The sequence below is a fragment of the Bradyrhizobium sp. JHI2711 genome, from assembly GCF_056156565.1.
Genome location: NZ_JBPZPT010000001.1, coordinates 649,284 through 675,545, shown reverse-complemented (window position 1 = coordinate 675,545; position 26,262 = coordinate 649,284). Strand labels below are relative to the sequence as shown.

Genomic DNA, 26,262 nt, shown 5'->3' with positions numbered 1-26,262 from the left:
AAAGATCATGCTCAAACAATAACCTAAAGCGCGATGATGATTCATCGCGCTTTAGGCTTATTTCGGAAACGGCTTGCTCAAAAACTTCGAGCCCCTGACGCCATAGCGCCAGGGCAGCTCGACCGCCTTGGTGATGCCGATGCGGATGCCGGTTGCGACCTCGACATCCTCGGTTCGCGCATGCAGCGCGATGGGAGGCCGGTCCAGCGGCAGGGCGTTGTGCGCGATGGTGATGCCGAGCGCCTCGGTCAGCTTGCCAGGGCCCGAGCACAGCGCACGCACCTCCTGCAGATGCCGGCGTCGGCGCATCGCAGCCAGGCCATGCGTCGGCTCCAGCGCACGGATCAGCACGGCGCTGGCCGAGCCTTCCTCCTCGCAGACGAAGTTGACGCACCAATGAATGCCGTAGGAGCGGTAGACATAGGCAAAGCCAGGCGGGCCAAACATGACCTGGTTCCGCTGCGTCGGCCCGCGATAGGAGTGCGCCGCCGGGTCGGTATGGTGATAGGCCTCGACCTCGACGATGATCCCGCCGACGCCGTCAACGAGCATGGTGGCGCCGATCAGGTCGGGCGCGACCTCATGGACGCTGCGTCCGAAGAAGGCGCGCTTCAGGGGCTTGCCTAGCCGCGGTGGTGAAGCGTTCGAGATTGGAGCCATTCGAGGTGAGAATCGCCGGATAACGGAGCAAGATATTGCCCATATCTGCCATGTTCCCTGAAGCGGGGCGAGCCGGGTTGCGATGCCAGGCCAGACCGACTAGGTAGGACCTGAACAGACCGGACACCCCATGGTCGTTATTGTCGATACCATCTCGAACCCGCTGCGCCCGCGCCACCCCGAAAAGGTGAACCGGCCCGATTCCGCTTCGCCGCCGAAGCCGGACTGGATCCGCGTGCGCGCGCCGAACACCCGCGGCTATGCCGATACCCGCAACATCGTGCGCGCCAACGGCCTGCATACGGTGTGCGAGGAAGCGGGCTGCCCGAACATCGGCGAGTGCTGGGACAAGAAGCACGCGACCTTCATGATCATGGGTGACACCTGCACCCGGGCCTGCGCCTTCTGCAATGTCAAGACCGGCCTGCCCAATGCACTGGACGCGGCCGAGCCGCAGCACGTCGCCGAAGCCGTGGCCAAGCTCGGCCTCGCCCACGTCGTCATCACCTCGGTCGACCGCGACGACCTCACTGACGGCGGCGCCGAACATTTCGCTCGGACCATCCGCGCGATCAGGGCCGCGTGCCCCTCGACCACGATCGAGATCCTGACGCCCGACTTCCTGCGCAAGGAGGGGGCGCTCGAAATCGTCGTTGCGGCGAAGCCCGACGTGTTCAACCACAATCTCGAGACGGTGCCGTCGCGCTATCTCACGGTGCGGCCCGGCGCGCGCTACTTCCATTCGATCCGGCTGCTGCAGCGGGTCAAGGAGCTCGATCCCACCATCTTCACCAAGTCCGGCATCATGGTCGGCCTCGGCGAAGAGCGCCACGAGGTGCAGCAGGTGATGGACGATCTACGCTCGGCCGACGTCGACTTCCTGACCATCGGACAATATCTGCAACCGACCCGCAAGCATCACGCGGTGATGCGCTACGTGCCGCCGGACGAGTTCTCGTCCTACGAAAAGATCGCCTACACCAAGGGCTTCCTGATGGTGTCGGCAAGCCCGCTCACCCGCTCGTCGCATCATGCCGGCGAGGATTTCGCGAGACTGAAGGCTGCGCGGGCAGCTCACGCCCGCTGACGTACCATGCATCGAGTTTCGAGCAAGCACCGTGTCAACCACAGCGCGTCCGAGATGTTTGATCTGGTCGCCGATGTCGAGCGCTACCCGGAATTCGTGCCGCTGTGCAGCGCGCTGAAGGTGCGCCAGCGCATGGCGAAACCCGACGGCACCGAGGTGCTGGTCGCCGACATGACGGTGTCGTTCAAGCTGGTCAAGGAATCCTTCACCAGCCGCGTGACGCTCGACCGCGCCAATCTGAAGATCCTGGTCGAATATCTGCAAGGTCCGTTCAGGAATCTGGAAAACCGTTGGACGTTCGAGCCCAAGGGCGAGGGCGTCTGCGACGTCGGCTTCTTCCTCGCCTACGAATTCAAGAGCCGCATGCTGGCGATGCTGATGGGCTCGATGTTCGATGCCGCCTTCGCGCGGTTCTCGACCGCGTTCGAGAAACGGGCGGACGCGATCTACGGCCGGCCAAAGCTGGCGTCGACGTAGTCGCGATCAGCACTGCTCTCTCCACCGCTCGCAATGACAATGGAGCGGCGGGCGTGCCCTCCCAATCCAACATCGCTCCGTGTTCCCCATCAGCATCCACCGGGATCATTTCGCATCGCGGCGCGTTCTCAACCGACTGACCGGGTTGGAGCCGTCATGACCATCAATTTCGACACGCTGAAAGCTTCGCTTGTCCTGTATGGCCTGAACGCGATCTACGCGGTCCTGCTGCTCGCGGTCGGCTGGTATCTGTCCGGCGCGATGCAACGCTTCGTCACGCGCGTCCTCAGCGTGACCCACCGCGTCGACCCGCTGGTGACGCTGTTCGTAGGCAGCCTTGCGCGCTATGGCGTGCTCGCGGTCGTCGGCATCGCCGTGCTGCAGCTGTTCGGCATCCAGACGGCGAGCCTCGTTGCCGTGCTGGGCGCGACCTCGCTCGCCATTGGTCTTGCCTTGCAGGGCACGCTGTCCAATCTCGCCGCCGGCGTGATGCTGCTCTTGTTCCGGCCCTTTCACATCGGCGACGATGTCGAGGTCGCCGGCAAGGCGGGCAAGGTGAGATCGCTGTCGCTGTTCATGACCGAGCTGGTCGCGCCCGACAACACGCAAATCCTTTTGCCGAATGGACAGGTCTGGGGCGCGGCCATCATCAACCACAGCGCCTATCCTGGCACGGGCGAGATCAAGGTGACGTTTCCGGTCCCCGCCGGCGCCGTTCCGGCGCTGGCCGATCGCATCCTGAAGGAGCTTCGCAAGGATTCCCGCATCGACGATCAGGCGCAACCTGCCGTCTCCGTCAGCAAGGTCCTCGATGTCGCCAATCCCGCCGCGCCGATCCTGGAATTGACGGTTAGCGCCAAGGCGAAACCGTCTGAAGCTGGCGCGGTCAAGCAGTGCGTGCTCGATCATGCGAGCGCGCTGCTTGCCACGGCCGCCTGAGACGATTTATCCCCGCGGCGGACGTGGCGGCCTGCGTTTGACCACATGCCGGCGCGGTGAGCGCGTCACACGCGGGCGCAGGCGGCTGGCGGCGGTGCGCTGCGGCTTGGCCGCGACTTGCGGGCCGCGGGCCAGATCCATCAGCATGCGCAGCGCCTCGACCACGGAGCGGGCGCGCACCGCGCTGCGGCCGATGGCGCCGAAGCGGTGCTCGCGGTGGATGATGCGGCCGTCGCGCGCGGCGGCGGCGAAGTGCACGAGACCGACCGGCTTGCCGGGCGTGGCGCCGCCCGGGCCGGCGATGCCGGTAATGGCGACCGCGAGATCGACATCGGCGCGCTCAAGCGCACCGATTGCCATTGCGGTCGCGGTCTCCTTGCTTACGGCGCCGAAATTGGCCAACGTGCTCGCCTCGACGCCAAGCATCGCGCGCTTGGCCTCGTTGGAATAGGTGACGAAGCCGCGGTCGATGACATCGGACGAGCCCGGGATGTCAGTCAGTGCGCCCGCGACGAGACCGCCGGTGCAGGATTCGGCCGTTGCGATCGTCAGCTTGCGCATCCGGCACAGATCGAGCAGCGAGCGGGAGAGGGCGCGTGCGTCGCTGCCGCCCATGGCCTAGACGCCCCAGGGAAGGCGGATGGTGGCGCTCGCGGTCGCCGCGATGCCTTCCTCGCGGCCGGTGAAGCCGAGCCGCTCGCTGGTGGTCGCCTTCACTGCGATGCGCGAGATGTCGACGCCGGAGATCTCGGCGATGCGCGCGCGCATGGTGTCGCGCAACGGGCCGATCTTCGGCCGCTCGCAGATCAGCGTGACCTCGAGATTGGCGACGCGGCCGCCGCGCGCTGCGACGCGCTCGATGGCATATTTCAGGAACTGGTCGGAGGAGGCGCCCTTCCACTTCGCATCGCTCGGCGGGAAGTGCGAGCCGATGTCGCCGTCGGCGAGAGCGCCGAGAATGGCGTCGACCAGCGCATGCAGGCCGACATCGCCGTCGGAATGAGCCAGGAAACCCTTGGTGTGCGGCACGCGCACGCCGCAGATCATGACATGGTCGCCTTCGCCGAAGGCGTGCACGTCGTAGCCGGTGCCGGTCCTGATGTCGCCGAGCTGGGCGGCCAGGCGCGCTTCCTCGCGCACGAAATCCTCGGGAGTTGTGAGCTTCATGTTGGCAACATCGCCTTCAAAGGTTGCAACCGTCAATCCTGCCCATTCGGCAATCGCGGCATCGTCGGTGAAATCCGAGCGTCCATCCCTTGCCGCACGACGATGCGCCTCGAGGATGACGTCGAAACGAAAGGATTGCGGCGTCTGTGCGATCCGCAAGGAAGCGCGCTCCGGCGTGGCCTCGACGTTGCCGCTTTCGCCGGTGACCTTGATGGTGTCGGTGACGGCAACGGTGGGGATCGCAGCGCCGGTGCGGCTCGCCGCCTCGATCGCGCGCGAGATCACGCCTTCCGAGACGAAGGGGCGCGCGGCGTCGTGGATCAGCACGATGTCCGGATTGTGCTTGGCCAGCGCTTCGAGGCCGGCGAGCACCGAAGCCTGCCGCGTCGCGCCGCCATTGGTCGGTGGCTCGTGCCTGAGCCCTGCGACCGCTGCGGTGAACATGGCGCTGTCGTCGGGGTTCACCACCGGCTGCACCGCGAACACCTCAGTGTGACCGCTGAAGGCTTCCATGGCGCGGCGGATCACGGGCACGCCGCCGATCTCGCGATATTGCTTCGGCCCGCCGGCGCCGGCGCGCAGTCCACGCCCGGCTGCGACGAGGACGACCGCGGTGCGCTGTGATTTCGCCATAGGACTCAAATACTCAATTGCTAATGAAAGAGCAGGGGGTGATTTGCCGGCATGCCTCTAGCACGGCAGGCCCGCAAAAAAAGGGGGTTTCCCCGGATTGTGGGAAACAGCATTTTGCTGCAGTGCACTTGAAAGATCTACAGAACTGTCTAAACTGTAGGCATGACGCTTGACTGCACAAGAATTGTGCGCAAGATAGATCATGGCAGGCGCGATGAGGCCCTGCCCAGTCAACGGGACCCCTGTGACCGGCTCGGCAGTATCAGGCTCTAAGCCGTTGAAAATAGGCGATATTGAAGTCGCCACCCCGGTCTTCCTGGCGCCGATGTCGGGTGTGACTGACTCGCCCGTCCGCCGGCTGGCCGCCGAGCTTGGGGCTGGTCTCGTTGTGTCTGAAATGACCGCTAGCGATGAGCTCGCCAATGGCCACCGGATGTCCCGGTTGCGCTGCGAAGCCACTGGCATCGGCCCGCATGTGGTCCAGCTCGCCGGCTGCGAGATGCATTGGATGGCCGAAGGCGCCCGGATCGCCGAAGCGGAAGGCGCCGATATCATCGACATCAACATGGGCTGTCCCGCCCGACACGTCACCGGCGGCCAGTCCGGCTCGGCCTTGATGCGCGACCTCGACCATGCCGTCAGCCTGATCGAAGCGACGATCGCGGCGGTGAAGGTGCCGGTGACGCTGAAGATGCGCCTCGGTTGGGACGACCGCAGCCGCAACGCGCCGGAGCTGGCGCGACGTGCCGAGGCCGCCGGAATCAAGCTCGTCACCGTGCACGGCCGCACCCGCTGCCAGTTCTACAAGGGCGAGGCCGATTGGGATGCGATCCGCGCCGTGCGCGAGGCCACCTCCCTTCCGCTCGTCGTCAACGGCGACATCACCTCTTACGAAAAGGCGCTGGCGGCATTGGACGCCTCGGGCGCCGACGCCGTGATGATCGGCCGCGGCGCGCAGGGCCAGCCCTGGCTGCCGGGCCAGATCGGCCGCCGTCTGAACGGCGGGGCCGAGGAAGCCGTGCCCTCGCTCCAGACGCAGCTGCATTATGTCCGCACGCTCTATGACGGCGTTTGTGCGCTCTATGGCCTGCGCATCGGACTGAGGCACGCCCGCAAGCATCTGGGCTGGGCGCTCGACGTCGCAGCGCAGGCGAGCCGTGCGCCGGCCGAGAAGCTGAAATCCTGGCGGCAGAAGATCCTGGTCTCGGAGGATCCGCGCCTCGTTCACGATGCACTGCAAGACGCCTTCGACGACTTCGCATGGAGCGCTGCTGCATGAGTTCAGCCGCTGAACATCGTCGGCCGCTTCAGTCCGACAGCGACGCAATCCTGGATGCTTTGCCCAACCCCGTGCTCATGATCGGGCCCGACGGCAAGATCGTCGCCGCCAACATCGCCACCGAGGCCTTCTTCGAGATCTCCACGCAATTCCTGAAGCGGCAGTCGCTAAAGGAGCTGGTGCCGTTCGGCAGCCCGTTGCTGGCGCTGATCGACCAAGTGCGCTCCTCGAACGCGCCGGTCAACGAATACAAGGTCGATCTCGGCACGCCGCGCATGGGCGGCGACCGCCAGGTCGACCTGCACGTGGCTCCACTCACCGAGCGGCCCGGCCATATCGTCGTGATGCTGCAGGAGCGCACCATCGCCGACAAGATGGATCGGCAGCTCACCCATCGCAGCGCAGCGCGCTCGGTGATAGCGCTAGCAGCAATGCTCGCGCATGAAATCAAGAATCCGCTTTCGGGCATTCGCGGCGCAGCGCAGCTGCTCGAGCAGCAGGCCTCGTCCGAGGACCGCATGCTGACGCGGCTGATCTGCGACGAGGCCGACCGCATCGTGACGCTGGTCGACCGCATGGAGGTGTTCGGCGACGAGCGCCCCGTGGTGCGCGGCCCCGTCAACATCCATTCGGTGCTCGATCACGTCAAGCGGCTGGCGCAGTCGGGCTTTGCCCGCAACATCCGCTTCGTCGAGGATTACGATCCCTCGCTGCCGCCGGTGCTGGCGAACCAGGACCAGCTGATCCAGGTGTTCCTCAATCTCGTGAAGAACGCCGCCGAAGCGCTGATCGACGTGCCCGATGCCGAGATCCAGCTCACCACCGCGTTCCGACCCGGTGTGCGCCTGTCAGTCCCCGGTCAAAAATCGCGGGTATCCCTTCCGCTCGAATTCTGTGTGAAGGACAACGGACCCGGCGTGCCCGACGATCTTCTGCCCAACCTGTTCGATCCCTTCGTGACCACCAAGCAGACCGGCTCGGGTCTCGGCCTTGCGCTGGTCGCCAAGATCGTCGGCGATCACGGGGGCATCATCGAATGCGAATCTCAGCCGCGCAAGACCACCTTCCGCGTGCTGATGCCGATGTATTCCACATCGGTCAAACACGCCGATCAAAGCAGTCGCGACGGCTCTGCCGGGAAGTCGTCGCCTGCGTCACAGGGGGCAAAATGAGGATCAACGATGCCCGCAGGTAGCATTCTCGTAGCCGATGACGATACCGCCATCCGCACCGTTCTTAATCAGGCACTGTCCCGCGCCGGTTACGAAGTGCGGCTGACCGGCAATGCCGCAACGCTGTGGCGTTGGGTCAGCCAGGGCGAGGGCGATCTCGTCATCACCGATGTGGTGATGCCGGACGAAAACGCCTTCGACCTGTTGCCGCGGATCAAGAAGATGCGGCCGAACCTGCCCGTCATCGTCATGAGCGCGCAGAACACCTTCATGACGGCGATCCGCGCCTCCGAGCGCGGGGCTTACGAATATCTGCCAAAGCCCTTCGACCTGAAGGAACTGATCGCCATCGTCGGCCGCGCGCTCGCCGAGCCGAAGGAGCGGACCTCGTCGCCGGACGAGGACGCCGAGATGGAGGCGATCCCGCTGGTCGGCCGCTCGCCGGCGATGCAGGAAATCTACCGCGTGCTGGCGCGCCTGATGCAGACCGATCTCACCGTGATGATCACGGGTGAGTCCGGAACCGGCAAGGAACTGGTGGCGCGAGCGCTGCACGATTACGGCAAGCGCCGCAACGGCCCCTTTGTCGCGGTCAACATGGCGGCGATCCCGCGCGATCTCATCGAGTCCGAATTGTTCGGCCACGAGCGCGGTGCCTTTACCGGCGCCAACACCCGCGCCTCCGGCCGGTTCGAGCAGGCCGAGGGCGGCACGCTGTTCCTCGACGAGATCGGCGACATGCCGATGGAGGCGCAGACCCGCCTGCTGCGCGTGCTGCAGCAGGGCGAATACACCACCGTCGGCGGCCGTACCCCCATCAAGACCGACGTGCGCATCGTCGCGGCGTCCAACAAGGACCTGCGCGTGCTGATCCAGCAGGGCCTGTTCCGCGAAGACCTGTTCTTCCGCCTCAACGTCGTCCCGCTGCGGCTGCCGCCCTTGCGCGAGCGCATCGAGGACCTGCCGGATCTCGTGCGGCACTTCTTCACGCTGGCCGAGAAGGACGGTCTGCCGCCGAAGAAGCTCGACACGCTGGCGCTGGAGCGGCTGAAGCAGCACCGCTGGCCCGGCAACGTGCGCGAGTTGGAAAATCTCGCCCGGCGGCTCGCCGCGCTCTATCCCCAGGACGTGATCACGTCCTCCGTCATCGACGGCGAGCTCGCGCCGCCCTCGGTCAGCCCGGGGGCTGCGGTCCAGCAGGGGGTCGACAATCTCGGCGGCGCCGTGGAGGCGTATCTGTCCTCGCACTTCCAGGGCTTCCCGAACGGCGTGCCGCCGCCAGGCCTCTATCACCGCATCCTCAAGGAGATCGAGGTGCCGCTGCTCACGGCCGCGCTCGCCGCCACCCGTGGCAACCAGATCCGCGCTGCGGACCTGCTCGGCCTCAACCGCAACACGCTGCGGAAGAAGATCCGGGATCTCGACATCCAGGTGTATCGGAGCGGGGGCTGACTTTCTTGCGACGAACGCCAAACGCGCTAGCGCGGACCGGTGGCTCAGCTCCCCCTACCAAGGCAGAGCTGAGCCTGTCCGGATCGCGCTGGCCGTTGTGGCTGACGCGGTGAGCACAAGTCCTGACGGGACTCTAATGTTCCGCCCGCACATTCAAATTGGTCGTCGGCCGCAGCGCGGCCATTGCGCCTATCTGACCAGTCCGCCGGAGGCTGGCACCACGCTCGCGACATTCAGCGGCGGCTGCTGAAGGCCGAGGCCGTTGACCAGGAGGTCGGCGGCCACGATCAGCAGCAGAACGGCCGAAACCATCGTCGCGAGAAAGATCCTATCCATGCGGATTAAGCCGGGACGGCGGGAATCCGTTCCGCCCAGGCGGCATGTGCCTGTGGATTGCGCGGGTCCGCCAGGGAGAACACGCCGCGGAATTGTCGCAATTCGGCAACAATGTGGTACGAATACATCAGTATCCGCGCGTCCGCGGACCCGTTTTCAGCATCATTGCCGGAATGACCAGCGCAGATACCTCGGCCGCACACTTTGACACGGCCCCAGCGGAAGAGCCCCGGCGCTGGTCGGTGCGACGCTGGCTGGCGCCCTTTGCCGTCGCGCTGGCGCTGCTGTCGGCCTTCCTGACCTTCCTGGTCCTGACGGGTCTGAGCACGATCGAGCCGACGCCCGCGGTGGTCCGCACATTCTATCTGATCAATGCCGCCACGATCCTGCTGCTGGTCGGGATCATTGTCCGGGAACTCTGGCAGCTGATCCTGGCGCGGCGGCGGGGCAGGGCGGCGGCGCGTCTTCACGTCCAGATCGTCAGCCTGTTCTCGATCGTGGCGGTGCTGCCGGCGGTGCTGGTCGCCGTCGTCGCCAACGTCACCATCGAGCGCGGCCTCGACCGGCTGTTCTCCGGGCCGACCAAGGAGGTGATCCAGAACTCGCTGACGATCGCGCGGGCCTACATGCAGGACCATGCGCAGCTGATCCGCGGCGACATTCTCGGCATGGCCAACGACATCGCCCATGCCCGGCCGCTCTACGACCAGGACCGCCGCTCGTTCCGCGAGATGCTGACGGCGAGCGCCGCGTCGCGCAACCTGCCGGGCGCGATGATCATCGACAAGAACACCAACATCCTGGAATCCGCCGACACCGGCATGCGGCTCGCTTATTCGCCGCCCGCGCCGGACTTTCTCAGCAACGTCAACGAGAACGAGCCCGAGATCGCGGTCCTTCCCGATGCGAGCTTCGTTGCCGCGGTGATCCGCCTGCGCGCCTTCAACGACACCTTCCTCTATGTCGCCAGGCCGCTTGATCCGAATGTCGTCAATCAGCTCAAGCAGACCGAGGTCAGCGTCGCCGAATACGCCCAGATCGAATCGCGCAGGCTCGGCATCCAGGTCGCCTTCGCGCTGATGTTCGCGGTGATCGCGCTGACCATTCTCATGGCTTCGGTGCTGATCGGTCTCAACTTCGCCAACTCGCTGGTCTCGCCGATCCGGCGGCTGATGAACGCGGCACATACAGTTTCGACCGGCGACCTGCACGTCCAGGTGCCCGTGCACCAGTCGGAGGGCGATCTCGCCCAGCTGGGCGAGACCTTCAACAAGATGACGCAGGAATTGCGCAGCCAGCGCGACGAGCTGGTCAACGCCAGCGACCTCATCGACAGCCGCCGCCGCTTCATCGAGGCGGTGCTGTCATCCGCGAGCGCCGGCATCATCGGCGTCGACGCGTCCGGCAGCGTCGGCATCCTCAACCGCTCCGCAGAGAAACTGATCGGGCACTCCGAAGCCGAGACGCTCGGCCATCCGCTCTCCGACGTGCTGCCCGAGCTCGACGAGATGATGAAGACGGCGCGGGAAGGCACCCAGCGCCTGGTGCAGGGCCAGATCACGATCACCCGCGACGGCACCGAGCGCAACCTGTCGGTCCGCGTCAGCGCCGAGAAGAACCAGCCGCATGACAGCTACATCATCACGCTCGACGACATCACCGAGCTGGTCTCGGCGCAGCGTACCTCGGCCTGGGGCGACGTGGCGCGCCGCATCGCGCATGAGATCAAGAACCCGCTGACGCCGATCCAGCTCTCGGCCGAGCGCATCCGCCGCAAGTTCGGCAAGGACATCACCGAGACCAAGGACAAGCAGATCTTCGACCAGTGCACCGATACCATCGTCCGCCAGGTCGACGACATCAGGCGCATGGTCGACGAGTTCTCGCGCTTTGCGCGGATGCCGAAGCCCGTGATGGAAGGCGAGGACGTCGCCGACACGGTGCGCCAGGCCGTGTTCCTGATGAAGGTCGCCCATCCCGAAATCGACATCGAGGCCGAGTTCAGGCAGGATCCGCTGCGCGCCCAGTTCGATCGGCGCCTGATCTCGCAGGCGGTCACCAACATCGTCAAGAACGCCACCGAGGCGATCGAGCAGGTCCCGCCCGAGGAGCTCGGCAAGGGGCGTATCGACGTCGTGGTGTCGCGCGAGGGCGACGACGTGCTGATCGACGTCATCGACAACGGCATCGGCCTGCCCAAGGTCGCGCGCTCGCGCCTGCTCGAGCCCTACGTCACCACGCGCGCCAAGGGCACCGGGCTGGGCCTTGCCATCGTCGGCCGCGTGCTGGAAGACCATGGCGGGCGGATCGAGCTGAAGGACGCCTCCGACTTCCGTCCAGGCCAGCGCGGTGCCTGGATGCGCATGCGCTTTGCCGTGTCAGGACAACCCGCGAAATCCGCGACAACGGAGCAAGGGCCGGCGGTCAACGGTGCGAATGGGATAACCTCCAAGCCCGACATCACGCAAACGGCGACGGAATCCGTCGCGACCCAGGCAACAAAAGAGCCGGCCGCCGGAACCAAAGAGCCGGCTGAAAAGACCAATGATTCAACCAAAATCGAAGCCTCAACAGGCAGCTGACAAGACAGGCGCGATCCATGGCAAGTGAAATTCTGATTGTCGATGACGAAGCCGATATTCGCGATCTCGTTGCAGGCATTCTCGAAGACGAGGGGTTCGTCACCAGGACCGCGCGTGACAGCGACACGGCGCTCGCCGAGATTGCCAATCGTCGGCCGCATCTGGTGTTTCTCGACATCTGGCTGCAAGGCTCCAAGCTCGACGGCCTGCAGCTCCTGGAGCAGGTCAAGAAGGACAATGCCGACCTGCCCGTCGTGATGATCTCCGGCCACGGCAACATCGAGACCGCGGTCGCCGCGATCAAGCGCGGCGCCTACGACTTCATCGAGAAGCCGTTCAAGGCCGACCGCCTCATCCTGGTCGCGACCAGAGCGCTGGAGAACTCGCGGCTGAAGCGCGAGGTCAAGGAGCTGAAGCAGCTCGCCCCGAGCGCCAGCCAGCTCGTCGGCCGCTCGCCCAGCATGAACCAGCTGCGCCAGACCATCGAGCGGGCGGCCAAGGCCAACAGCCGCATCCTGATCGTCGGCCCCGCCGGCGCCGGCAAGGAGCTGACCGCGCGCACGCTGCATACCGCTTCGGGCCGCGCCGACGGTCCGTTCGTCGTCATCAACGCCGCCGCGATCACGCCCGAGCGAATGGAGCATGAGCTGTTTGGCGTCGAGCAGTCCAATGGCGAGCAGCCGCGCAAGCCCGGCGCGCTCGAAGAGGCGCATGGCGGCACGCTGTTCATCGACGAGATCGCGGACATGCCGCGCGAGACCCAGAACAAGATCCTGCGCGTGCTGGTGGAGCAGTCGTTCCAGCGCGTCGGCGGCACCGCCAAGGTGCAGGTCGACGTGCGCATCATCTCATCGACCGCCCGCAATCTCGAGGAGGAGATCGCGGCCGGCCGTTTCCGCGAGGACCTCTACCACCGGCTCTCGGTGGTGCCGATCCGCGTGCCCGCACTGTCGGAGCGGCGCGAGGACATTCCGGAACTGATCGATTATTTCATGGAGCAGATCTCGGCCGGCAGCGGCCTGCCCAAGCGCCAGATCGGTCAGGACGCAATGGCGGTGCTGCAATCGCATGTCTGGCCCGGCAATGTGCGCCAGCTCCGCAACAACGTTGAAAGAGTCATGATTCTGGCCGCCGGCGGGCCGGAAGTCATCATCACCGCCGACATGCTGCCGCAGGATGTCGGCTCGATGGTGCCGGCGATGCCGACCAGCAACAATGGCGAGCACATCATGGGCCTGCCGCTGCGCGAAGCACGCGAGGTGTTCGAGCGCGACTATTTGATTGCACAGATCAGCCGTTTCTCAGGAAATATTTCTCGAACGGCCGAGTTCGTTGGCATGGAACGCTCGGCCTTGCACCGGAAGTTGAAAGCGCTCGGCGTCGGCTAATGCTGCGACGCTGCGGCGGCATCTCGGGAATAGGCAAAGAAAATCATCGATTTCCGTAATTTTTCGGGGCAATAGGGCCACGCCTGCCGCTTCAAGCGGCTTGCCTAATACCCCGACCTGTCCTCTAATCGAACCGCTGTTCCTTCCGAGGGGGATCTCATGAGGGACGGCAACCGGAGGAGGCCCCGAACTCCACAAAGAGGGCCGCATTCGGCGCAATAAAAAGAAACTCAAAGCGAGAAAAAAACAATGGCGGCAGACCGCGCACAAAACCTACAGGACACCTTCCTTAATCACGTTCGCAAAACCAAGACGCCACTGACGATCTTTCTGGTCAACGGAGTGAAGCTCCAGGGCATCGTGACCTGGTTCGACAATTTCTGTTTGCTGCTTCGGCGCGACGGTCATTCGCAGCTGGTCTACAAGCATGCGATCTCGACCATCATGCCGGGCGCTCCGATTCAGTTGTTCGAAGGCGGCGAGGACCAGCCGGCTTGAGAGTGACCTGATTGGAACCCCGGAATTTCGACGGGGATGCCGACCGTCCGCGGTCGGCAGGGGCTACGCAGACGGGGCGAGTGCTTGTCATCGGCCCCTACTTGCGCGTGCGCGCGGGCAGCGCCGACGCGCAATCGGAGACTCATGCCTTGCGCGATACCGAGGCCCGGCTCGATGAAGCCGCGGGCCTCGCACGTGCGATCGATCTCGTCATTGCCGATGCCATCGTCGCGCCGGTCAGCCAGATCCGCCCCGCGACCTATATCGGCAAAGGCAAGGTCGAGGAGATCGCCGGGCTGATCAAGACCCTCGAGGTCGAGCTCGTGGTGATGGATTGCGCATTGTCGCCGATCCAGCAGCGCAATCTCGAAAAGGAATGGCATGCCAAGGTGCTCGACCGCACCGGGCTCATTCTCGAAATCTTCGGCCGCCGCGCCAAGACCCGGGAAGGCTCGCTGCAGGTCGAGCTTGCGCATCTCAACTACCAGCGTTCGCGCTTGGTGCGCTCCTGGACCCATCTCGAACGCCAGCGCGGTGGCTTCGGCTTCATGGGCGGCCCCGGCGAGACGCAGATCGAGGCTGACCGCCGCCTGATCCAGGAGCGCATCTCCAAGCTCGAGAGCGAGCTGAAGAAGGTGCAGGCGACGCGGCGCCTGCACCGTGCGGGACGTCAGCGCGTGCCGTATCGTGTCGTCGCGCTGGTCGGCTACACCAATGCCGGCAAGTCGACGCTGTTCAATCGCCTGACCCGCGCCGACGTGCAGGCGGCCGACATGCTGTTCGCGACGCTCGATCCCACCTTGCGGGCGCTCAACCTGCCGCATGGCGGCAAGGCGATGCTGTCGGACACCGTCGGCTTCATCTCCAACCTGCCGACGCAGCTCGTCGCCGCCTTCCGCGCCACGCTGGAGGAGGTGCTGGAGGCGGACGTCATCCTGCATATCCGCGACATCTCGCATGAGGACGCCGAGGCGCAGCAGAGCGACGTCGATGCGGTGCTGCGCCAGCTCGACATCAATCCGGACGATTCCGGCCGCATCATCGAGGTCTGGAACAAGATCGACCGTTTCGACCCCGAGCAACGCGAAGAGCTGCTCAACATCGCCGCGCGCAGGCCGGAGGATCATCCGGCGATGCTGGTCTCAGCCGTGTCGGGCGAGGGCGTCGACGCTCTGCTCGCCGCGATCGAGCAGCGGCTCGCGGCGAAACGGACCACGCTCGATCTCTCCATCGACGCCGCCGACGGCGCCGGCATCAGCTGGCTGCACCGCAATGCCGAGGTGCTGTCGAAGGAGCTGCACGAGGGCCGCTTCGACATGACCGTGCGGGTGGACGAGACCAAGCGGGATATCGTGGTGTCGAGGTTTGATGCGGTGCCGCGCGTGGCGTGACGGACGCAATGCTCGCGCGGAAATCTCAATGCATTCGATCTATCTGTAGTTGCGTTAGCCGCTAGAACCTCTACTCTGGGCGTTCCGTATCGGAGGCTTCCGATCTCGGTCTACCATCTTTTGCATCCCATAGATTTATTTGCGAGGTTTTCCATGGCCGCTCAGTTGAATCTCGGAGATCGTGTCCGTCTTCGTGGCGGCGGACCTTTGATGACCGTTCATTCGATCAATGGCGACAACATCGATTGCCAGTGGTTCACCGTTCAGGGTGAGCTTCAGGCCGCCACCTTTCCGCTCTACATGCTGACAATCATCGAGGGCGCTGCGGACGACGCGCAAGGGAAGGCCAAGGGAAAGAAGAGCGCTGTCGACTGAGACAACCGGCGTTGCCCTTGTTGTTGAGGCGCAGGCAAGGGGCGAGCATTATCGCTCGTCTCCGCGCCCCTCCTTGCGCTTCGCCGCATTCCATAGCGCGTCCATCTCCGCCAGCGACGCCTGCTCAAGCGTCCGACCCTGCGCCTCCAGTGCCCGCTCGATATAGGCAAAGCGCCGCTCGAATTTTGCATTCGTCGCGCGGAGCGCAGCCTCCGGATCGGCATCGACATGGCGGGCGAGGTTGACGAGGGCGAACATGAGGTCGCCGGTCTCCTCCGCAATCTCCTGCTTGTCGTTGCGGTCCAATGCCGCCTCGATCTCGTCGACCTCCTCGCGGATCTTGTGCAGCACCGCGCGCGGGTCGTTCCAGTCGAAGCCGACGGTGGAGGCCTTGCGCTGCAGCTCCATCGCGCGGGTCAAAGCGGGCTGGCCGGCCTTCACGCCCGAGAGCAGCGACTTGTGCGTCGGCGCCTCCTCCGGCGGCCGGCGCGCGGCGCGTTCGGCTTTCTCCTCCGCTTTGATGCGGTCCCAGACTTCCTTGACGTGGGAGGAGGCGAGATTGCCGTCCTTGTCGGCGAAGACGTGGGGATGGCGGCGGATCATCTTGCGGGTGATGGCCAGGACCACGTCACCGAAATCGAACGCGTTCTGCTCCGAGCCCATCTGGGCGTGGAACACGACCTGGAGCAGGAGATCGCCAAGCTCCTCTCTGAGATCGTCGAGATCGCCGCGGGTGATGGCGTCGACCACCTCATAGGCTTCCTCGATCGTGTAGGGCGCGATCGTCGAAAAATCCTGCTCGAGGTCCCAGGGGCAGCCGGTCACCGGCGTGCGCAGCGCCGCCATGATCTCGATCAGGCGGGAAATGTCGCGGGAAGGGGTCATTGCCGGGCAGTCTCCTGGGATACAGAGCCTTATGCCAAAAGCGGGCCCCCGATCCCAGCGCAAGGCGGCGGAACTGGCCGATTTCCACCGATTGGCGGGCAAGTCGTGCGATGCTAAAGCGCGGGCCATGAGTGATGCATTTTCCTCACAAATCGTGCTGGTGCTGTTCTCCGGCGGCCAGGATTCCACCACCTGCCTCGCCTGGGCGCTGAGCCGCTTCGCGCGTGTGGAGACGCTGGGGTTCGACTACGGCCAGCGCCACGCCATCGAGCTTGCCTGCCGCGACCGCCTGCTCGACGGCATCAAGGGCCTGCGCGCCGATTGGGCCGCAAGGCTCGGCGAGAGCCACACGCTGTCGATCCCGACGCTGGCGGCGGTGTCCGAGACGGCGCTGACCCGCGACGTCGCGATCGCGATGGGCGCGGACGGTCTGCCGAACACCTTCGTGCCGGGCCGCAACCTGGTGTTCCTGACCTTTGCGGCGGCGCTGGCCTACCGGCGCGGCATCAGCCACATCGTCGGCGGCATGTGCGAGACCGACTATTCCGGCTATCCCGATTGCCGCGACGAGACCATCCGCGCCATGCAGGCCGCGCTCTCGCTCGGCATGGCCAAGCAGTTCGAGCTGCACACGCCACTGATGTGGATCGACAAGGCCGCGACCTGGCGGCTCGCGCATGACCTCGGCGGCGACGGCCTCGTCGATCTCATCCGCGAGCACTCCCACACCTGCTATCTCGGCGAACGCGGCGCACGGCACGATTGGGGCTACGGCTGCGGCGAGTGCCCGGCCTGCAGTTTGCGGGCGAAGGGGTGGAACGAGTACGTGGCGGGACGGTAGGCTCGCTCTGTCGTCATTGCCAGCAGCCCTTGCGACGAAGCAATCGAGACTGCCACCGCGGAGGGATTCTGGATTGCTTCGCTGCGCTCGCAATGACGACGGAGCAATCAGCTAGCCAAAATCCTCTGGCCTGAGCTCGATCGGCTTGCCGTGTGGCGTGCGATCCGCGGCGTGGTCCCACGCATTCCGATAGCGGTGCAGCGTCTCCATCGACGCGACGCCCTTGCGGGCGACGAGGCCCTCCAGCGTGGCGAGCCAGTGCAGATAGTAGGTCTCGCCGGTATCAGGGTCGCCGGCGGCCTGGGCGCGCTTGATCTCGTCTGCGAGTGCTGCGGCCCATTCCGGCCAGGTGAATACGCCGCGTTCGTGCAGGCTCAAGGCCATCGCGAAGGCATGCGCCTCCCAGGGCGCTCGGAACACCGGGCCGTCGTCGTCGCACGGAATGCTCGGGATCGCCGCCGTCGCGGCGGCCGCAAGCGCGCCGCTCATCACGCCGGCTCCAGATAGGGCTCGAAAGCGTCGATCGAGACCTTCAGCGTGGGATCGCCGTCCTCACCCCAGAGGTCGCGGCCCTCGAACACCACGGTATAGAGCCATTGCGGGTTCTCGCCGCGCTCCATCGCCGCCGTGTCAGGAAACACGTGGCAGCCATGGTTCAGCTCGACCACGCCGACATGGCCACGGACATAGCGCGGCAGCCGCGTGTGCGTGGCTGGATGAATATTCCTGGCGCGGACGCGATCGCCGATGTTGAATTTCGCCGGAGCCGGGGCAGGGCGGCCGAACTTGCCGCGCACCATCACGCGCTCGACATTGGCGCGGTCGAACTTGCCGTGCTTGAGCGCCTTTGCAGGCTGCATCGCATGGCCGGCGGCGACCTCCTCGCGGGTGAGATAGCCTTTGTCGATCAGCATCTCCTCGAGCCCCAGAAACCACTTCTTGTAATAGGAGCTCGAGAGATAGACGTGCGGCGGCAAGGTCTCGCGATAGAAGCGCGAGGTGTCGATGTTGAAGGCGCCGGCCGCGCCCATCGCGCGCACCATGGCCAGCACGCGCGACTCCCATTCCTCGTGAAACATCGGCTCGTTCTGCTCAGGCTCGACCTTGCCGAACCCGTCCATGCCGCCCATGTCGTGCACGCCGTTCACGAGGGTGCTCCCGGCGTCCTTGGGAAACCGGTGCCGATCATGGAGTCGCGCGTCACGAGCTCGGCGAGCTGCTCCTCGCTCCAGCCTTCCGTGCCCGCGGGGCGCATCGGCAGCACCAGGAAGCGCGTCTCGGCGGTGGAATCCCACACCCGGATCTCGGTGTCCTTCGGCAGCGCGACGCCGAAATCGGCGAGCACGCCGCGCGGGTCCTTCACCGCACGCGAGCGGTAGGGCGCGGCCTTGTACCAGACCGGCGGCAGCCCGAGCATTTCCCAGGGGTAGCAGGAGCACAGTGTGCACACGACCATGTTGTGCCGCTCGGGCGTGTTCTCGACCACGACGAGATGATCGCCGACGCGGCTGACATGGCCGAGCGTGCCGATCGCCTTGGAGCCGTCCTGCAGCAGCGCCGTCTTGAACGCCGGATCGGTCCAGGCTTTGGCGACCACGCGCGCGCCATTGTGCGGGCCGATCTTGGTCTCATAGGCCTGGATGATAGCGTCGAGCGCAGCCGGCTCGACATAGCCTTTTTCGGTCAGGATCGTCTCGAGCGCGCGCACGCGCAGCTCGGTCTCGGACAGCTCGGAATGATCGTGATCGTGGTGATGATGGTCGTGATCTTGGCTCATGCCGCGGAAGATAGGCGCAATGGCTAGGGGCTGTCGAGGGCTCGTTGCAGCGCAGTCCTGGCACGTATGCGTGAGGGCATTTGTACGCTAGCATCCCGCAAACAGCGTGGAGATGATGGTGACCGATTACGTGAAGATCGAGAAGGGTCTCGGGCCGGAGGGGCGGATCGCGGTCGTGCGCTTCGACCGCGGCGACGGCATCAACGCGCTCTCGCCGGAGGCGCTGCGCCAACTCACGGCGGCCGCGCGCAGCTTCGAGGACGATGCAGCGACCTCGGTCGTCGTGCTGACCGGCAGCTCGGGCGCCTTCAGCGCCGGCTTCGATCTCAAGGACGCCGAGGGACGCTCGCGCAAGGAGATGGACCTCGGCGCGCTGCGGCGGCACCTCAAGCTCGGGCCGCGCCTCACCCAAGCCTGGCAGGACATGGAGCAGATCACCATCGCCGCGATCGAAGGCTTTTGCGTCGGCGGCGGTGTCGCGCTGGCCGTGGCGCTCGATTTCCGGGTGATGGGGCGCGATGCGCATCTGCGCGTGCCCGAGATCGGACTCGGCATGAATATGAGCTGGCAGAGCATTCCGCGCATGCTGCATCTGATCGGGCCGGCTCGTACCAAGCAGGCGGTGATCCTGGCCGACCAGCGCATCAGCGCGGACGAGGCCTATGAATGGGGGCTCATCGAGCAGGTGGCGGATCCCGGCCATGCGTTCGATACCGCAATGGAGCTGGCCCGCAAGATCGCCGCGCAACCGCCGCTGTCCGTCGCCATGACCAAGCTGACCGTCAACCGGCTCGCGCATGCACTGGACGATCTTGCAAGCCATATGGATGTCGACCAGTTCGCGCTCGCCAGCCTCAGCGAGGACCACAAGGAGGGCGTGGAGGCGTTCCTGACGCGCCGCAAGCCGCGGTTCCGGGGTCGGTGATCACAGCGCCGATAGTCGGCGGATAATCTTCTCCGCCAGGAGGCGATCGGGAAAACTTCCTCCAAGTCCTTCCAAATATCTGAGATTGCAAGGAAGACCAGAAAGAGCGAAGGTGCGTGCTGCGGTGCAGCGCGCTCGATCGAGCCCTCGTCGCCATTCTCACCCCGTCGCAGACGCGACCGGTTCCCATTTGCTCTGGGCATCTGGGTGACCAAGCTATCGTGCATGAAGGCCATCTCCATGAATGCCCGCCAATCGCTCGCGATCGGACGACCGATCGAAACGCTCGAAGCGATTTCACCCGCGCCCGCCGAGCCGGACGCGATGGTTCGTTTCGCCGGCATCTCCAAGACCTATCCGGCCTATCGCGGCAAGCCCGGCGTCAACGCGCTGCAAGACATCGACTTCGCCATTCCGCGCGGCTCCATCACCGGCGTGATCGGCCGCTCTGGCGCCGGCAAGTCGAGCCTGGTCCGGCTGATCAACGGCCTGGAGAAGCCGACCACGGGCCGCGTGATCGTCGACGGCCGCGATATCTCGGCCTTGGCCGGCCGCGAGCTGCGGCTGGCGCAGCGCTCGATCGGCATGATCTTTCAGCATTTCAACCTGCTGTCCTCGCGCACCGCGGCCGACAACATCGCGCTGCCGCTTGAGATCGCCGGTTGGACCAACGCCGACATCAAGGCCCGCGTCGCCGAGCTGCTCGCGCTGGTCGGCATCGCCGACAAGCACGACCGCTATCCTTCCGAACTGTCCGGCGGCCAGAAGCAGCGCGTCGGCATCGCCCGCGCGCTGGCGACGCGGCCGAGCGTGCTGCTGTCGGACGAGGCGACCTCGGCACTCGATCCGCAGACCACGCGCGCGATCCTCGATCTGCTTGCGAACATCAACCGCGAGCTCGGCGTGACCATCGTGCTGATCACGCATGAGATGTCCGTGGTGCGCCAGCTCGCCAAGGAGGTGGTGGTATTGGACGCCGGCCGCGTCGTCGAGAGTGGTCACGTCGCCGACATCTTCACGCAGCCAAGACATCCGATCACGCAGTCCTTCCTGGCCGAGGTGATCGGCGACAGCCTGCCGGTCTCGCTGGAGAGCCGAATCGTTTCGAAGCAGCCTGCCGGCGGGCAGGCCGTGATCCGGATCCAGGTGCGCGGGGCAGGGGCGGGCGACACCGTGGTGGCCCGGCTCGCGCGCGAGCTCGGGCTCGACGTCGCGCTGCTGTCTGCGCGCATCGACGAGATCGGCGGCCAGCACGTGGGCTCGCTCACGCTCGGCATTCCCGGCGGCGAGGACGCGGTGACGCGGACGCTCGCCTGGCTCTCTCAATATCAATTCTCGGCGGAGCGTCTCGGCTATGTCGCCTGAACTCATCAACCTGATCGTCCAGGCTACCTTCGAAAGCCTGTACATGGTCGGCATCGCGGCGCTGCTCGGCACCGCCTTCGGCCTGCCGCTCGGCGTCTTCCTGGCCACCAGCCGCAAAGGCGAGCTGTTCGCGGCGCCCATCGTCAATCGCGTGCTCGGCATCGTCGTCAATGCGACGCGCTCGACGCCCTTCATCATCCTCGTCGTCGCCATCATCCCGTTCACGCGCCTCGTTGCCGGCACCTCGATCGGCTCGACCGCCGCTATCGTGCCGCTGACCATCGCCTCGGCGCCGTTCATCGCGCGCCTCGTCGAGGCTGCGATCCGCGAGGTCGACGGCGGCCTGATCGAGACCGCGTCCTCGTTCGGCGCATCGCCGCTCCAGATCGTGCTCAAGGTCCTGATCCCGGAGGCGCTGCCCGGCCTGCTGCTGGCGCTGACGCTCGCGGTGGTCAGCCTGCTCGGCTATTCCGCGATGGTCGGCGCAGTCGGCGGCGGCGGCCTTGGCGATCTCGGCATCCGCTACGGCTATCAGCGCTTCATGCCGGAGATGATGCTGGCCGTCGTGGTCGTGCTGATCGCACTGGTGCAGATAGTCCAGAGCGCCGGCGATTACCTGGCGCGCCGGGTCAACCGCCGGCTGCGGCATCGCTGAATCCGATCAGGCGGCACACCTCGCGCGACGCAGCGTGTGCGAGGGCAGCTCGCCGAAGTGACGCTTGTAGTCGAGCGAGAACTGGCTGAAGTGCCAGAATCCGTGCAGCACCGCGACGTCGTAGACCGAGGTCTCGTTGCCGCCGGCGCCCTTGAGATCGCGCCGCACACGGTTCAGTCGCATCGCGCGCCAATAGTGCATCGGGCTCGTGCCCAAAACCTCCTGGAAGCAATAGCCGAGCTTGCGCGGGCTGGCGCCGACGGCCTTGCAGACCTCCAGCAGCGAGAGCGAGCGATCGCCCCTGCCATGCATCAGCTCGCGGGCACGATCCACGGTTCGCTTCCGAGCCGCCGCACTGCGGCCGGGATCGCTCGGACGTGCGGTCGGCAGCATGTCCATGATTTCAACGAGGAGGGCGTCTTCCAGGGCCTGCCTCGCCGCCGGATCGTTGAACGTTGCCGGAGCGGTCGTGATCGTCGCTTGAATGGCGGCCAGATGCGCCCGCAGCCGCGCGACCGGCGCTTCCGCCATTTCGATCACCTGCAGCCGGTGCCAGGCGGTGCGCGGCAGCTCGATGTCGAGCCGGGCGGCGAGCTCTGCGATCAACACCGTGCTGGCAACGACGCCGCGCAGCTCGAAGGCCTTCGGGGTACACATGTCGATCTCGGCGTCGATGCTGGCGAGGACGCGGGCGCCGCTGGCACCGGTCCCGTTGAAGCTGAGCTCGCCATCGCCGTGCCAGGGCAGGCCGATGCCAAAACTGTCGGCGCCAAGCTGGCCATATTGGCGGACCTGCTGGCTGGTGATCTCGCAGAACACCTCCAGCCGCGGCAAGGAGAGTTGCGTGAAACTGCCCCGGAACGCGCCGGCGCTGATCTGATCGTAGCTCAGCCGCCAGCGGCCGAGGCTTGCGCAATGCTCATCGACATCCGTGCTGTTCGCCTGGAGCAGGCCCGCAGCCGAGTCCTGAATCGGAAGATTTGCCGTTAAGGCCATGGCAGTACGTCGAAATCCTTGAGCCGAGCAGCGAGCAGGAACCACGCCAGACTGGCACGGCCAGAGACGCTGTCCAGCAAAATATTGCTGGATCTCGATAACGCCTGACAGCGCCGCGGTGCAGGCTTCCGTCCTGCCGTTCCGACATCGCTGCCGGGACGGCGCTTCGCGGAGGGATCGAGATGCGACCGACCGATGTCATGCGCGGCAGCCCGCCCGTACCCGAGGCTCAGGTGACGCGCGCCAATTGGCGCAGCTTTCCCGCGATCCGCTGGGGTTTTACCCACACCCGCGAAGTGCTGCCGACCGCAGAGATTCGCCGCTCCGCCCGGCCGACGCCAATGAGAAGCGCCCCGCGCGAACTGGCAAAGCTCGGCTTCACCGGGCCTGATGGCAAAGCGACCACGATCGAATGCGCGCTGCGCGAAACCTTTGCCGACACGCTCCTCGTGATGCATCAGGGCACGCTGATCCATGAATGGTACGGCGACGGCATGAGCGCGACCACGCCGCATCTGATCTGCTCGATCAGCAAGGCGATCGCTGGCACGCTCGGCGGCGTGCTGGCCGCGCGCGGCCTGGTCGATCCGGAGGCGAGGGTGCTGCGCTACGTGCCGGAGCTAGAGACATCGGTCTACGCCGGCTGCACCGTCCGCAACCTGCTCGACATGGCCGTCGCCATCAAGTTCGAGGAGGATTACGAGGACCCCGCCGGCGACCTCGCGCGCTATCGGTTCTCCTCGGGTTGGGACGTGCCGCCGCCGGACGTCGAGCCCAGCCATCAGCGCGCTTATCTGACGACGCTGCGCGGCAGCGGCAAACCGCACGGCAAGGTGTTCCACTACGTCTCGCCCAATACCGAGGTGCTCGGCTGGGTGTATGAACGCGCCTGCGGGATGCCCTACCATCTTATTCTCTCCGAGTTTCTCTGGCAGCCCCTGGGCGCGGAGGAGGACGGCTCTCTCACACTCGATAGCCACGGCATGGGCCGCATTGCCGGCGGCATCTCGGTCACCGCGCGCGATCTCGTCCGCTTCGGGGAGATGATCCGCTGCCGCGGCGTCGTCGAGGGCCGGCAGGTGGTGCCGGGCTGGTGGATCGACGATATCCGCGAGAACGGTGATCCCAAGGCGTGGGCCGATGGCGACCTCGCCGAGTTCTTCCCGGGCGCGCGCTACCGCAGCAAATGGTTCACCATCGATCCTTCGCGCAACGCGCTCACCGCGATCGGCATTCACGGCCAGCACCTCTATGTCGACCTCGACTCCGACACCGTCATCGTCAAGCTCGCAACACAGCCCAAGGCGATGGACGTGTCGATCGACCAGCGCTGGTTTGCTGCCTTCCGCGCCATCACCGCACATCTCGCCTGATATTTGGACGTCCTCATGCTTGAAACCGCCAAAGCCCAACCGCAAGCGCAGACCGCGACACCGCATCCGCTCGATCCGCTGACGGCCGACGAGATCACCGCGGCTTGCGCTTTGGTGCGGGCGGCGGCCGCCTCAGCGGCGAACTGCCGTTTCCCGACGGTGCGGCTGGAGGAGCCGACCAAGCAGGAGCTGGCTTCAGGCGAGGTGGGACGCCGTGCCTTCGCGTTGACGCTCGACGTCGCCACGGGCGAGGCGATCGAGCATATCGTCGACCTCGGCCGCGGCGAGATCGTCGGCCGCAAGGTCGTGCCGAATCGCGAGGCGCCCTATGGGCAGCCGCCGGTGATGCTGGAAGAGTTCTTCAAGTGCGATGCCGTGGTGAAGGCCGATCCCGCTTGGCGGGCGGCGATGGTTCGGCGCGGGCTGACCGACAAGGACATCGAGCTGGTTCAGGTCGACCCGTTCTCCTCCGGATTCTTCGACAAAGCGTTCGAGCGCGGCGTCCGCATCGTGCGGGCCGTCAGCTATTTTCGCGAGCACCTTCAGGACAACGGCTACGCCCATCCGATCGAGGGCGTTGTCGCTGTGGTCGACCTCATCGGGGGCAAGATCATCGAGCTCACGGATGAAGATCCGATCGTGCCGATTCCGCGCAAGAAACGGAACTACGGCGCGCATGAGGTGCCAAACCCGCGCACCGACATCAAGCCGCTGCATATCGAGCAGCCGGAAGGGCCGAGCTTCAAGGTCGACGGCTGGAAAGTCGACTGGCAAAAGTGGAGCTTCCGCGTGGGCTTCACGCCGCGCGAGGGCCTCGTGCTGCATCAGCTCGCCTACCAGGACGGCGGGCGAAATCGGTCGCTGATCCACCGCGCCAGCGTCACCGAGATGGTGGTGCCTTATGCCGATCCGACCGCGAACCATTTCTGGAAGTCGGCCTTCGATGCCGGCGAATACGGGCTCGGCATGCTCGCCAACGCGCTGGAGCTGGGCTGCGACTGCCTCGGCAACATCCACTATTTCGACGTGCCTGCCGCCGACAACAAGGGCGAGCCCTTCGTCATGCAGAACGCGATCTGCATGCATGAGGAGGATTACGGGATTGCCTGGAAGCACTACGAGTTTCGCAACGGCCTGTTCGAGGTGCGGAGATCCCGGCGGCTCGTGATCTCGTTCTTCGCCACCGTCGGCAATTACGATTACGGCTTCTACTGGTATCTCTATCAGGACGGCACGATTCAGCTGGAGACGAAACTCACCGGCATCATCCAGACCGCCGCGGTGCGGCCGGGCGAAAAGTACCGATGGGGCGGCATGGTCGACGATAATCTCGGCGGCCCCACGCACCAGCACTTCTTCAACGTCCGCCTGCATATGGATCTCGACGGCGGCGGTAACACGGTGACGGAGCACGAGTTCGTGCCGCGGCCCTGGGGCGACGACAATCCGCACGGCAACGTGTTCGACACCACCACGCGCGTGCTGTCGCGCGAGCGCGACGCCGCAGCGGTCGCCAATGGCGAGACCGGCCGGTTCTGGAAGATCAGTAATCCGAACGAGATCAACTCGGTCGGCGGTGCACCGGCCTACAAGTTCGTCGTCAATCCCAGCCCGCTGATGCTGGCCCAGGAGGGTAGTTACGTGCGCAAGCGCGGCGGCTTCGCCACCAAGCATGTCTGGGTAACTGCATTCGATCCGGCCGAGAAATATGCCAGCGGCGACTATCCCAACGTTCACGCCGGCGGCGACGGCCTGCCGCGCTATGCCGCGCAGAATCGCAATATCGAGAATGCCGACATCGTGGTGTGGCACTCCTTCGGCCACACCCATGTCTGCAAGCCCGAAGACTTTCCGATCATGCCGGTGGAATATGCCGGCTTCGTGTTGAAGCCAACCGGATTCTTTGCGGCGAATGCGGCTGGCGACCTTCCGCCGGACCGCAACAGCCGCAGCGTGCTGGCTGGCGAGAAGAGCACGACCTGTTGTCACGCGGACCGGACGTGACCTTC

Annotated in this window: 26 protein-coding genes; 17 read left to right on the top strand and 9 right to left on the bottom strand. The window is 65.5% G+C overall.

What is annotated here, in order from left to right; translation table 11 throughout:
* Window positions 1–57: 57 nt before the first annotated feature.
* Entirely contained in the window at window positions 58–660 is a 603-nt protein-coding gene (locus tag ACTEK7_RS03210; RefSeq protein WP_036028025.1) for a DNA-3-methyladenine glycosylase, read from the bottom strand.
* Window positions 661–790: 130 nt separating this feature from the next.
* On the opposite strand from ACTEK7_RS03210, the gene lipA reads away from it, so the two are divergent.
* The 3 genes from lipA (at window position 791) to ACTEK7_RS03195 (ending at window position 3,163) form a co-directional block, all read left to right on the top strand.
* Complete coding sequence (gene lipA, locus ACTEK7_RS03205) at window positions 791–1,747, top strand: lipoyl synthase (protein WP_036028026.1); 957 nt, start codon at window positions 791–793, stop codon at window positions 1,745–1,747.
* A 6-nt stretch (window positions 1,748–1,753) separates the two neighbouring features.
* Entirely contained in the window at window positions 1,754–2,224 is a 471-nt protein-coding gene (locus ACTEK7_RS03200; protein WP_027542754.1) for a type II toxin-antitoxin system RatA family toxin, read from the top strand.
* 156 nt (window positions 2,225–2,380) lie between these two features.
* Window positions 2,381–3,163: a mechanosensitive ion channel family protein gene (locus ACTEK7_RS03195; RefSeq protein ID WP_050996038.1), complete on the top strand. Its 783-nt coding sequence runs from the start codon at window positions 2,381–2,383 to the stop codon at window positions 3,161–3,163.
* Between the two features lie 6 nt (window positions 3,164–3,169).
* Here ACTEK7_RS03195 and ACTEK7_RS03190 read toward each other — a convergent pair whose 3' ends face one another.
* Complete coding sequence (locus ACTEK7_RS03190; RefSeq protein WP_035999375.1) at window positions 3,170–3,778, bottom strand: CinA family protein; 609 nt, start codon at window positions 3,776–3,778, stop codon at window positions 3,170–3,172.
* A gap of 3 nt (window positions 3,779–3,781) precedes the next feature.
* The gene (locus ACTEK7_RS03185; protein WP_035999374.1) at window positions 3,782–4,963 is read right to left on the bottom strand and encodes a bifunctional 2-C-methyl-D-erythritol 4-phosphate cytidylyltransferase/2-C-methyl-D-erythritol 2,4-cyclodiphosphate synthase; all 1,182 of its coding nucleotides are present in this window, start codon (window positions 4,961–4,963) and stop codon (window positions 3,782–3,784) included.
* 277 nt (window positions 4,964–5,240) lie between these two features.
* On the opposite strand from ACTEK7_RS03185, the gene dusB reads away from it, so the two are divergent.
* From dusB to ntrC, 3 genes are read left to right on the top strand one after another with little or no spacing between them, the layout of a single operon-like run.
* Window positions 5,241–6,242 carry a tRNA dihydrouridine synthase DusB gene (gene dusB / locus ACTEK7_RS03180; RefSeq protein WP_085968735.1) on the top strand — a complete coding sequence of 334 codons (1,002 nt, stop codon included), beginning with the start codon at window positions 5,241–5,243 and terminating at the stop codon, window positions 6,240–6,242.
* Window positions 6,239–7,414, top strand: a complete 1,176-nt coding sequence (locus ACTEK7_RS03175; protein WP_035999469.1) for a two-component system sensor histidine kinase NtrB — start codon at window positions 6,239–6,241, stop codon at window positions 7,412–7,414. The genes dusB and ACTEK7_RS03175 overlap by 4 nt, the downstream gene beginning before the upstream one ends.
* 9 nt (window positions 7,415–7,423) lie before the next feature.
* Window positions 7,424–8,866: a nitrogen regulation protein NR(I) gene (gene ntrC, locus ACTEK7_RS03170; RefSeq protein WP_035999368.1), complete on the top strand. Its 1,443-nt coding sequence runs from the start codon at window positions 7,424–7,426 to the stop codon at window positions 8,864–8,866.
* Between the two features lie 189 nt (window positions 8,867–9,055).
* Here ntrC and ACTEK7_RS03165 read toward each other — a convergent pair whose 3' ends face one another.
* A complete protein-coding gene (locus ACTEK7_RS03165; RefSeq protein ID WP_167361662.1) occupies window positions 9,056–9,202 on the bottom strand; it encodes a hypothetical protein in 147 nt (48 codons plus the stop codon).
* 173 nt (window positions 9,203–9,375) lie between these two features.
* Here ACTEK7_RS03165 and ACTEK7_RS03160 point away from each other — a divergent pair, with 173 nt between their 5' ends.
* From ACTEK7_RS03160 to ACTEK7_RS03140, 5 genes are all read left to right on the top strand, one after another.
* Window positions 9,376–11,784: a sensor histidine kinase gene (locus tag ACTEK7_RS03160; RefSeq protein ID WP_225147954.1), complete on the top strand. Its 2,409-nt coding sequence runs from the start codon at window positions 9,376–9,378 to the stop codon at window positions 11,782–11,784.
* Window positions 11,785–11,801: 17 nt separating this feature from the next.
* Window positions 11,802–13,172, top strand: a complete 1,371-nt coding sequence (ntrX, locus tag ACTEK7_RS03155) for a nitrogen assimilation response regulator NtrX (RefSeq protein ID WP_036039494.1) — start codon at window positions 11,802–11,804, stop codon at window positions 13,170–13,172.
* A gap of 249 nt (window positions 13,173–13,421) precedes the next feature.
* Window positions 13,422–13,670, top strand: a complete 249-nt coding sequence (gene hfq / locus ACTEK7_RS03150; RefSeq protein ID WP_007591126.1) for an RNA chaperone Hfq — start codon at window positions 13,422–13,424, stop codon at window positions 13,668–13,670.
* Between the two features lie 11 nt (window positions 13,671–13,681).
* Complete coding sequence (gene hflX / locus ACTEK7_RS03145) at window positions 13,682–15,061, top strand: GTPase HflX (protein WP_225147955.1); 1,380 nt, start codon at window positions 13,682–13,684, stop codon at window positions 15,059–15,061.
* Between the two features lie 153 nt (window positions 15,062–15,214).
* Complete coding sequence (locus ACTEK7_RS03140) at window positions 15,215–15,436, top strand: YodC family protein (RefSeq protein WP_128261685.1); 222 nt, start codon at window positions 15,215–15,217, stop codon at window positions 15,434–15,436.
* Between the two features lie 48 nt (window positions 15,437–15,484).
* Here the strand turns inward: ACTEK7_RS03140 and mazG are convergent, their stop codons facing one another.
* Complete coding sequence (mazG, locus tag ACTEK7_RS03135; RefSeq protein ID WP_057029181.1) at window positions 15,485–16,321, bottom strand: nucleoside triphosphate pyrophosphohydrolase; 837 nt, start codon at window positions 16,319–16,321, stop codon at window positions 15,485–15,487.
* 127 nt (window positions 16,322–16,448) lie between these two features.
* Between mazG and queC the strand changes: the two genes are divergently transcribed.
* Window positions 16,449–17,162: a 7-cyano-7-deazaguanine synthase QueC gene (gene queC / locus ACTEK7_RS03130; RefSeq protein ID WP_225147956.1), complete on the top strand. Its 714-nt coding sequence runs from the start codon at window positions 16,449–16,451 to the stop codon at window positions 17,160–17,162.
* Window positions 17,163–17,273: 111 nt separating this feature from the next.
* Here queC and ACTEK7_RS03125 read toward each other — a convergent pair whose 3' ends face one another.
* Genes ACTEK7_RS03125 through nthA form a run of 3 tightly spaced genes read right to left on the bottom strand, consistent with a single transcriptional unit; the run spans window position 17,274 to window position 18,939 of the window.
* On the bottom strand, window positions 17,274–17,651 hold the full coding sequence (locus tag ACTEK7_RS03125) for a nitrile hydratase accessory protein (RefSeq protein ID WP_225147957.1): 378 nt from the start codon (window positions 17,649–17,651) through the stop codon (window positions 17,274–17,276).
* Complete coding sequence (gene nthB, locus ACTEK7_RS03120) at window positions 17,651–18,310, bottom strand: nitrile hydratase subunit beta (RefSeq protein ID WP_225147958.1); 660 nt, start codon at window positions 18,308–18,310, stop codon at window positions 17,651–17,653. The genes ACTEK7_RS03125 and nthB overlap by 1 nt, the downstream gene beginning before the upstream one ends.
* The gene (gene nthA, locus ACTEK7_RS03115) at window positions 18,307–18,939 is read right to left on the bottom strand and encodes a nitrile hydratase subunit alpha (RefSeq protein WP_225112872.1); all 633 of its coding nucleotides are present in this window, start codon (window positions 18,937–18,939) and stop codon (window positions 18,307–18,309) included. Before nthA ends, nthB begins: the two co-directional genes overlap by 4 nt.
* Window positions 18,940–19,057: 118 nt before the next feature.
* On the opposite strand from nthA, the gene ACTEK7_RS03110 reads away from it, so the two are divergent.
* The 3 genes from ACTEK7_RS03110 to ACTEK7_RS03100 all read left to right on the top strand — a co-directional run bounded on the left by ACTEK7_RS03110 (window position 19,058) and on the right by ACTEK7_RS03100 (window position 21,884).
* Entirely contained in the window at window positions 19,058–19,864 is an 807-nt protein-coding gene (locus ACTEK7_RS03110; protein ID WP_036028039.1) for an enoyl-CoA hydratase/isomerase family protein, read from the top strand.
* A 225-nt stretch (window positions 19,865–20,089) separates the two neighbouring features.
* Window positions 20,090–21,229, top strand: coding sequence for a methionine ABC transporter ATP-binding protein (locus ACTEK7_RS03105; RefSeq protein ID WP_225147959.1), 1,140 nt, complete (start codon window positions 20,090–20,092; stop codon window positions 21,227–21,229).
* Window positions 21,219–21,884, top strand: coding sequence for a methionine ABC transporter permease (locus tag ACTEK7_RS03100; protein WP_225147960.1), 666 nt, complete (start codon window positions 21,219–21,221; stop codon window positions 21,882–21,884). Before ACTEK7_RS03105 ends, ACTEK7_RS03100 begins: the two co-directional genes overlap by 11 nt.
* A 6-nt stretch (window positions 21,885–21,890) precedes the next feature.
* On the opposite strand, the gene ACTEK7_RS03095 is transcribed toward ACTEK7_RS03100, so the two are convergent.
* Window positions 21,891–22,880, bottom strand: a complete 990-nt coding sequence (locus tag ACTEK7_RS03095; RefSeq protein ID WP_225147961.1) for a helix-turn-helix domain-containing protein — start codon at window positions 22,878–22,880, stop codon at window positions 21,891–21,893.
* 182 nt (window positions 22,881–23,062) lie between these two features.
* On the opposite strand from ACTEK7_RS03095, the gene ACTEK7_RS03090 reads away from it, so the two are divergent.
* Together ACTEK7_RS03090 and ACTEK7_RS03085 are read left to right on the top strand one after the other, a co-directional pair.
* Window positions 23,063–24,253 carry a serine hydrolase domain-containing protein gene (locus ACTEK7_RS03090; protein ID WP_225140860.1) on the top strand — a complete coding sequence of 397 codons (1,191 nt, stop codon included), beginning with the start codon at window positions 23,063–23,065 and terminating at the stop codon, window positions 24,251–24,253.
* Between the two features lie 15 nt (window positions 24,254–24,268).
* Window positions 24,269–26,257, top strand: coding sequence for a primary-amine oxidase (locus ACTEK7_RS03085; protein ID WP_225147962.1), 1,989 nt, complete (start codon window positions 24,269–24,271; stop codon window positions 26,255–26,257).
* Window positions 26,258–26,262 lie beyond the last annotated feature (5 nt).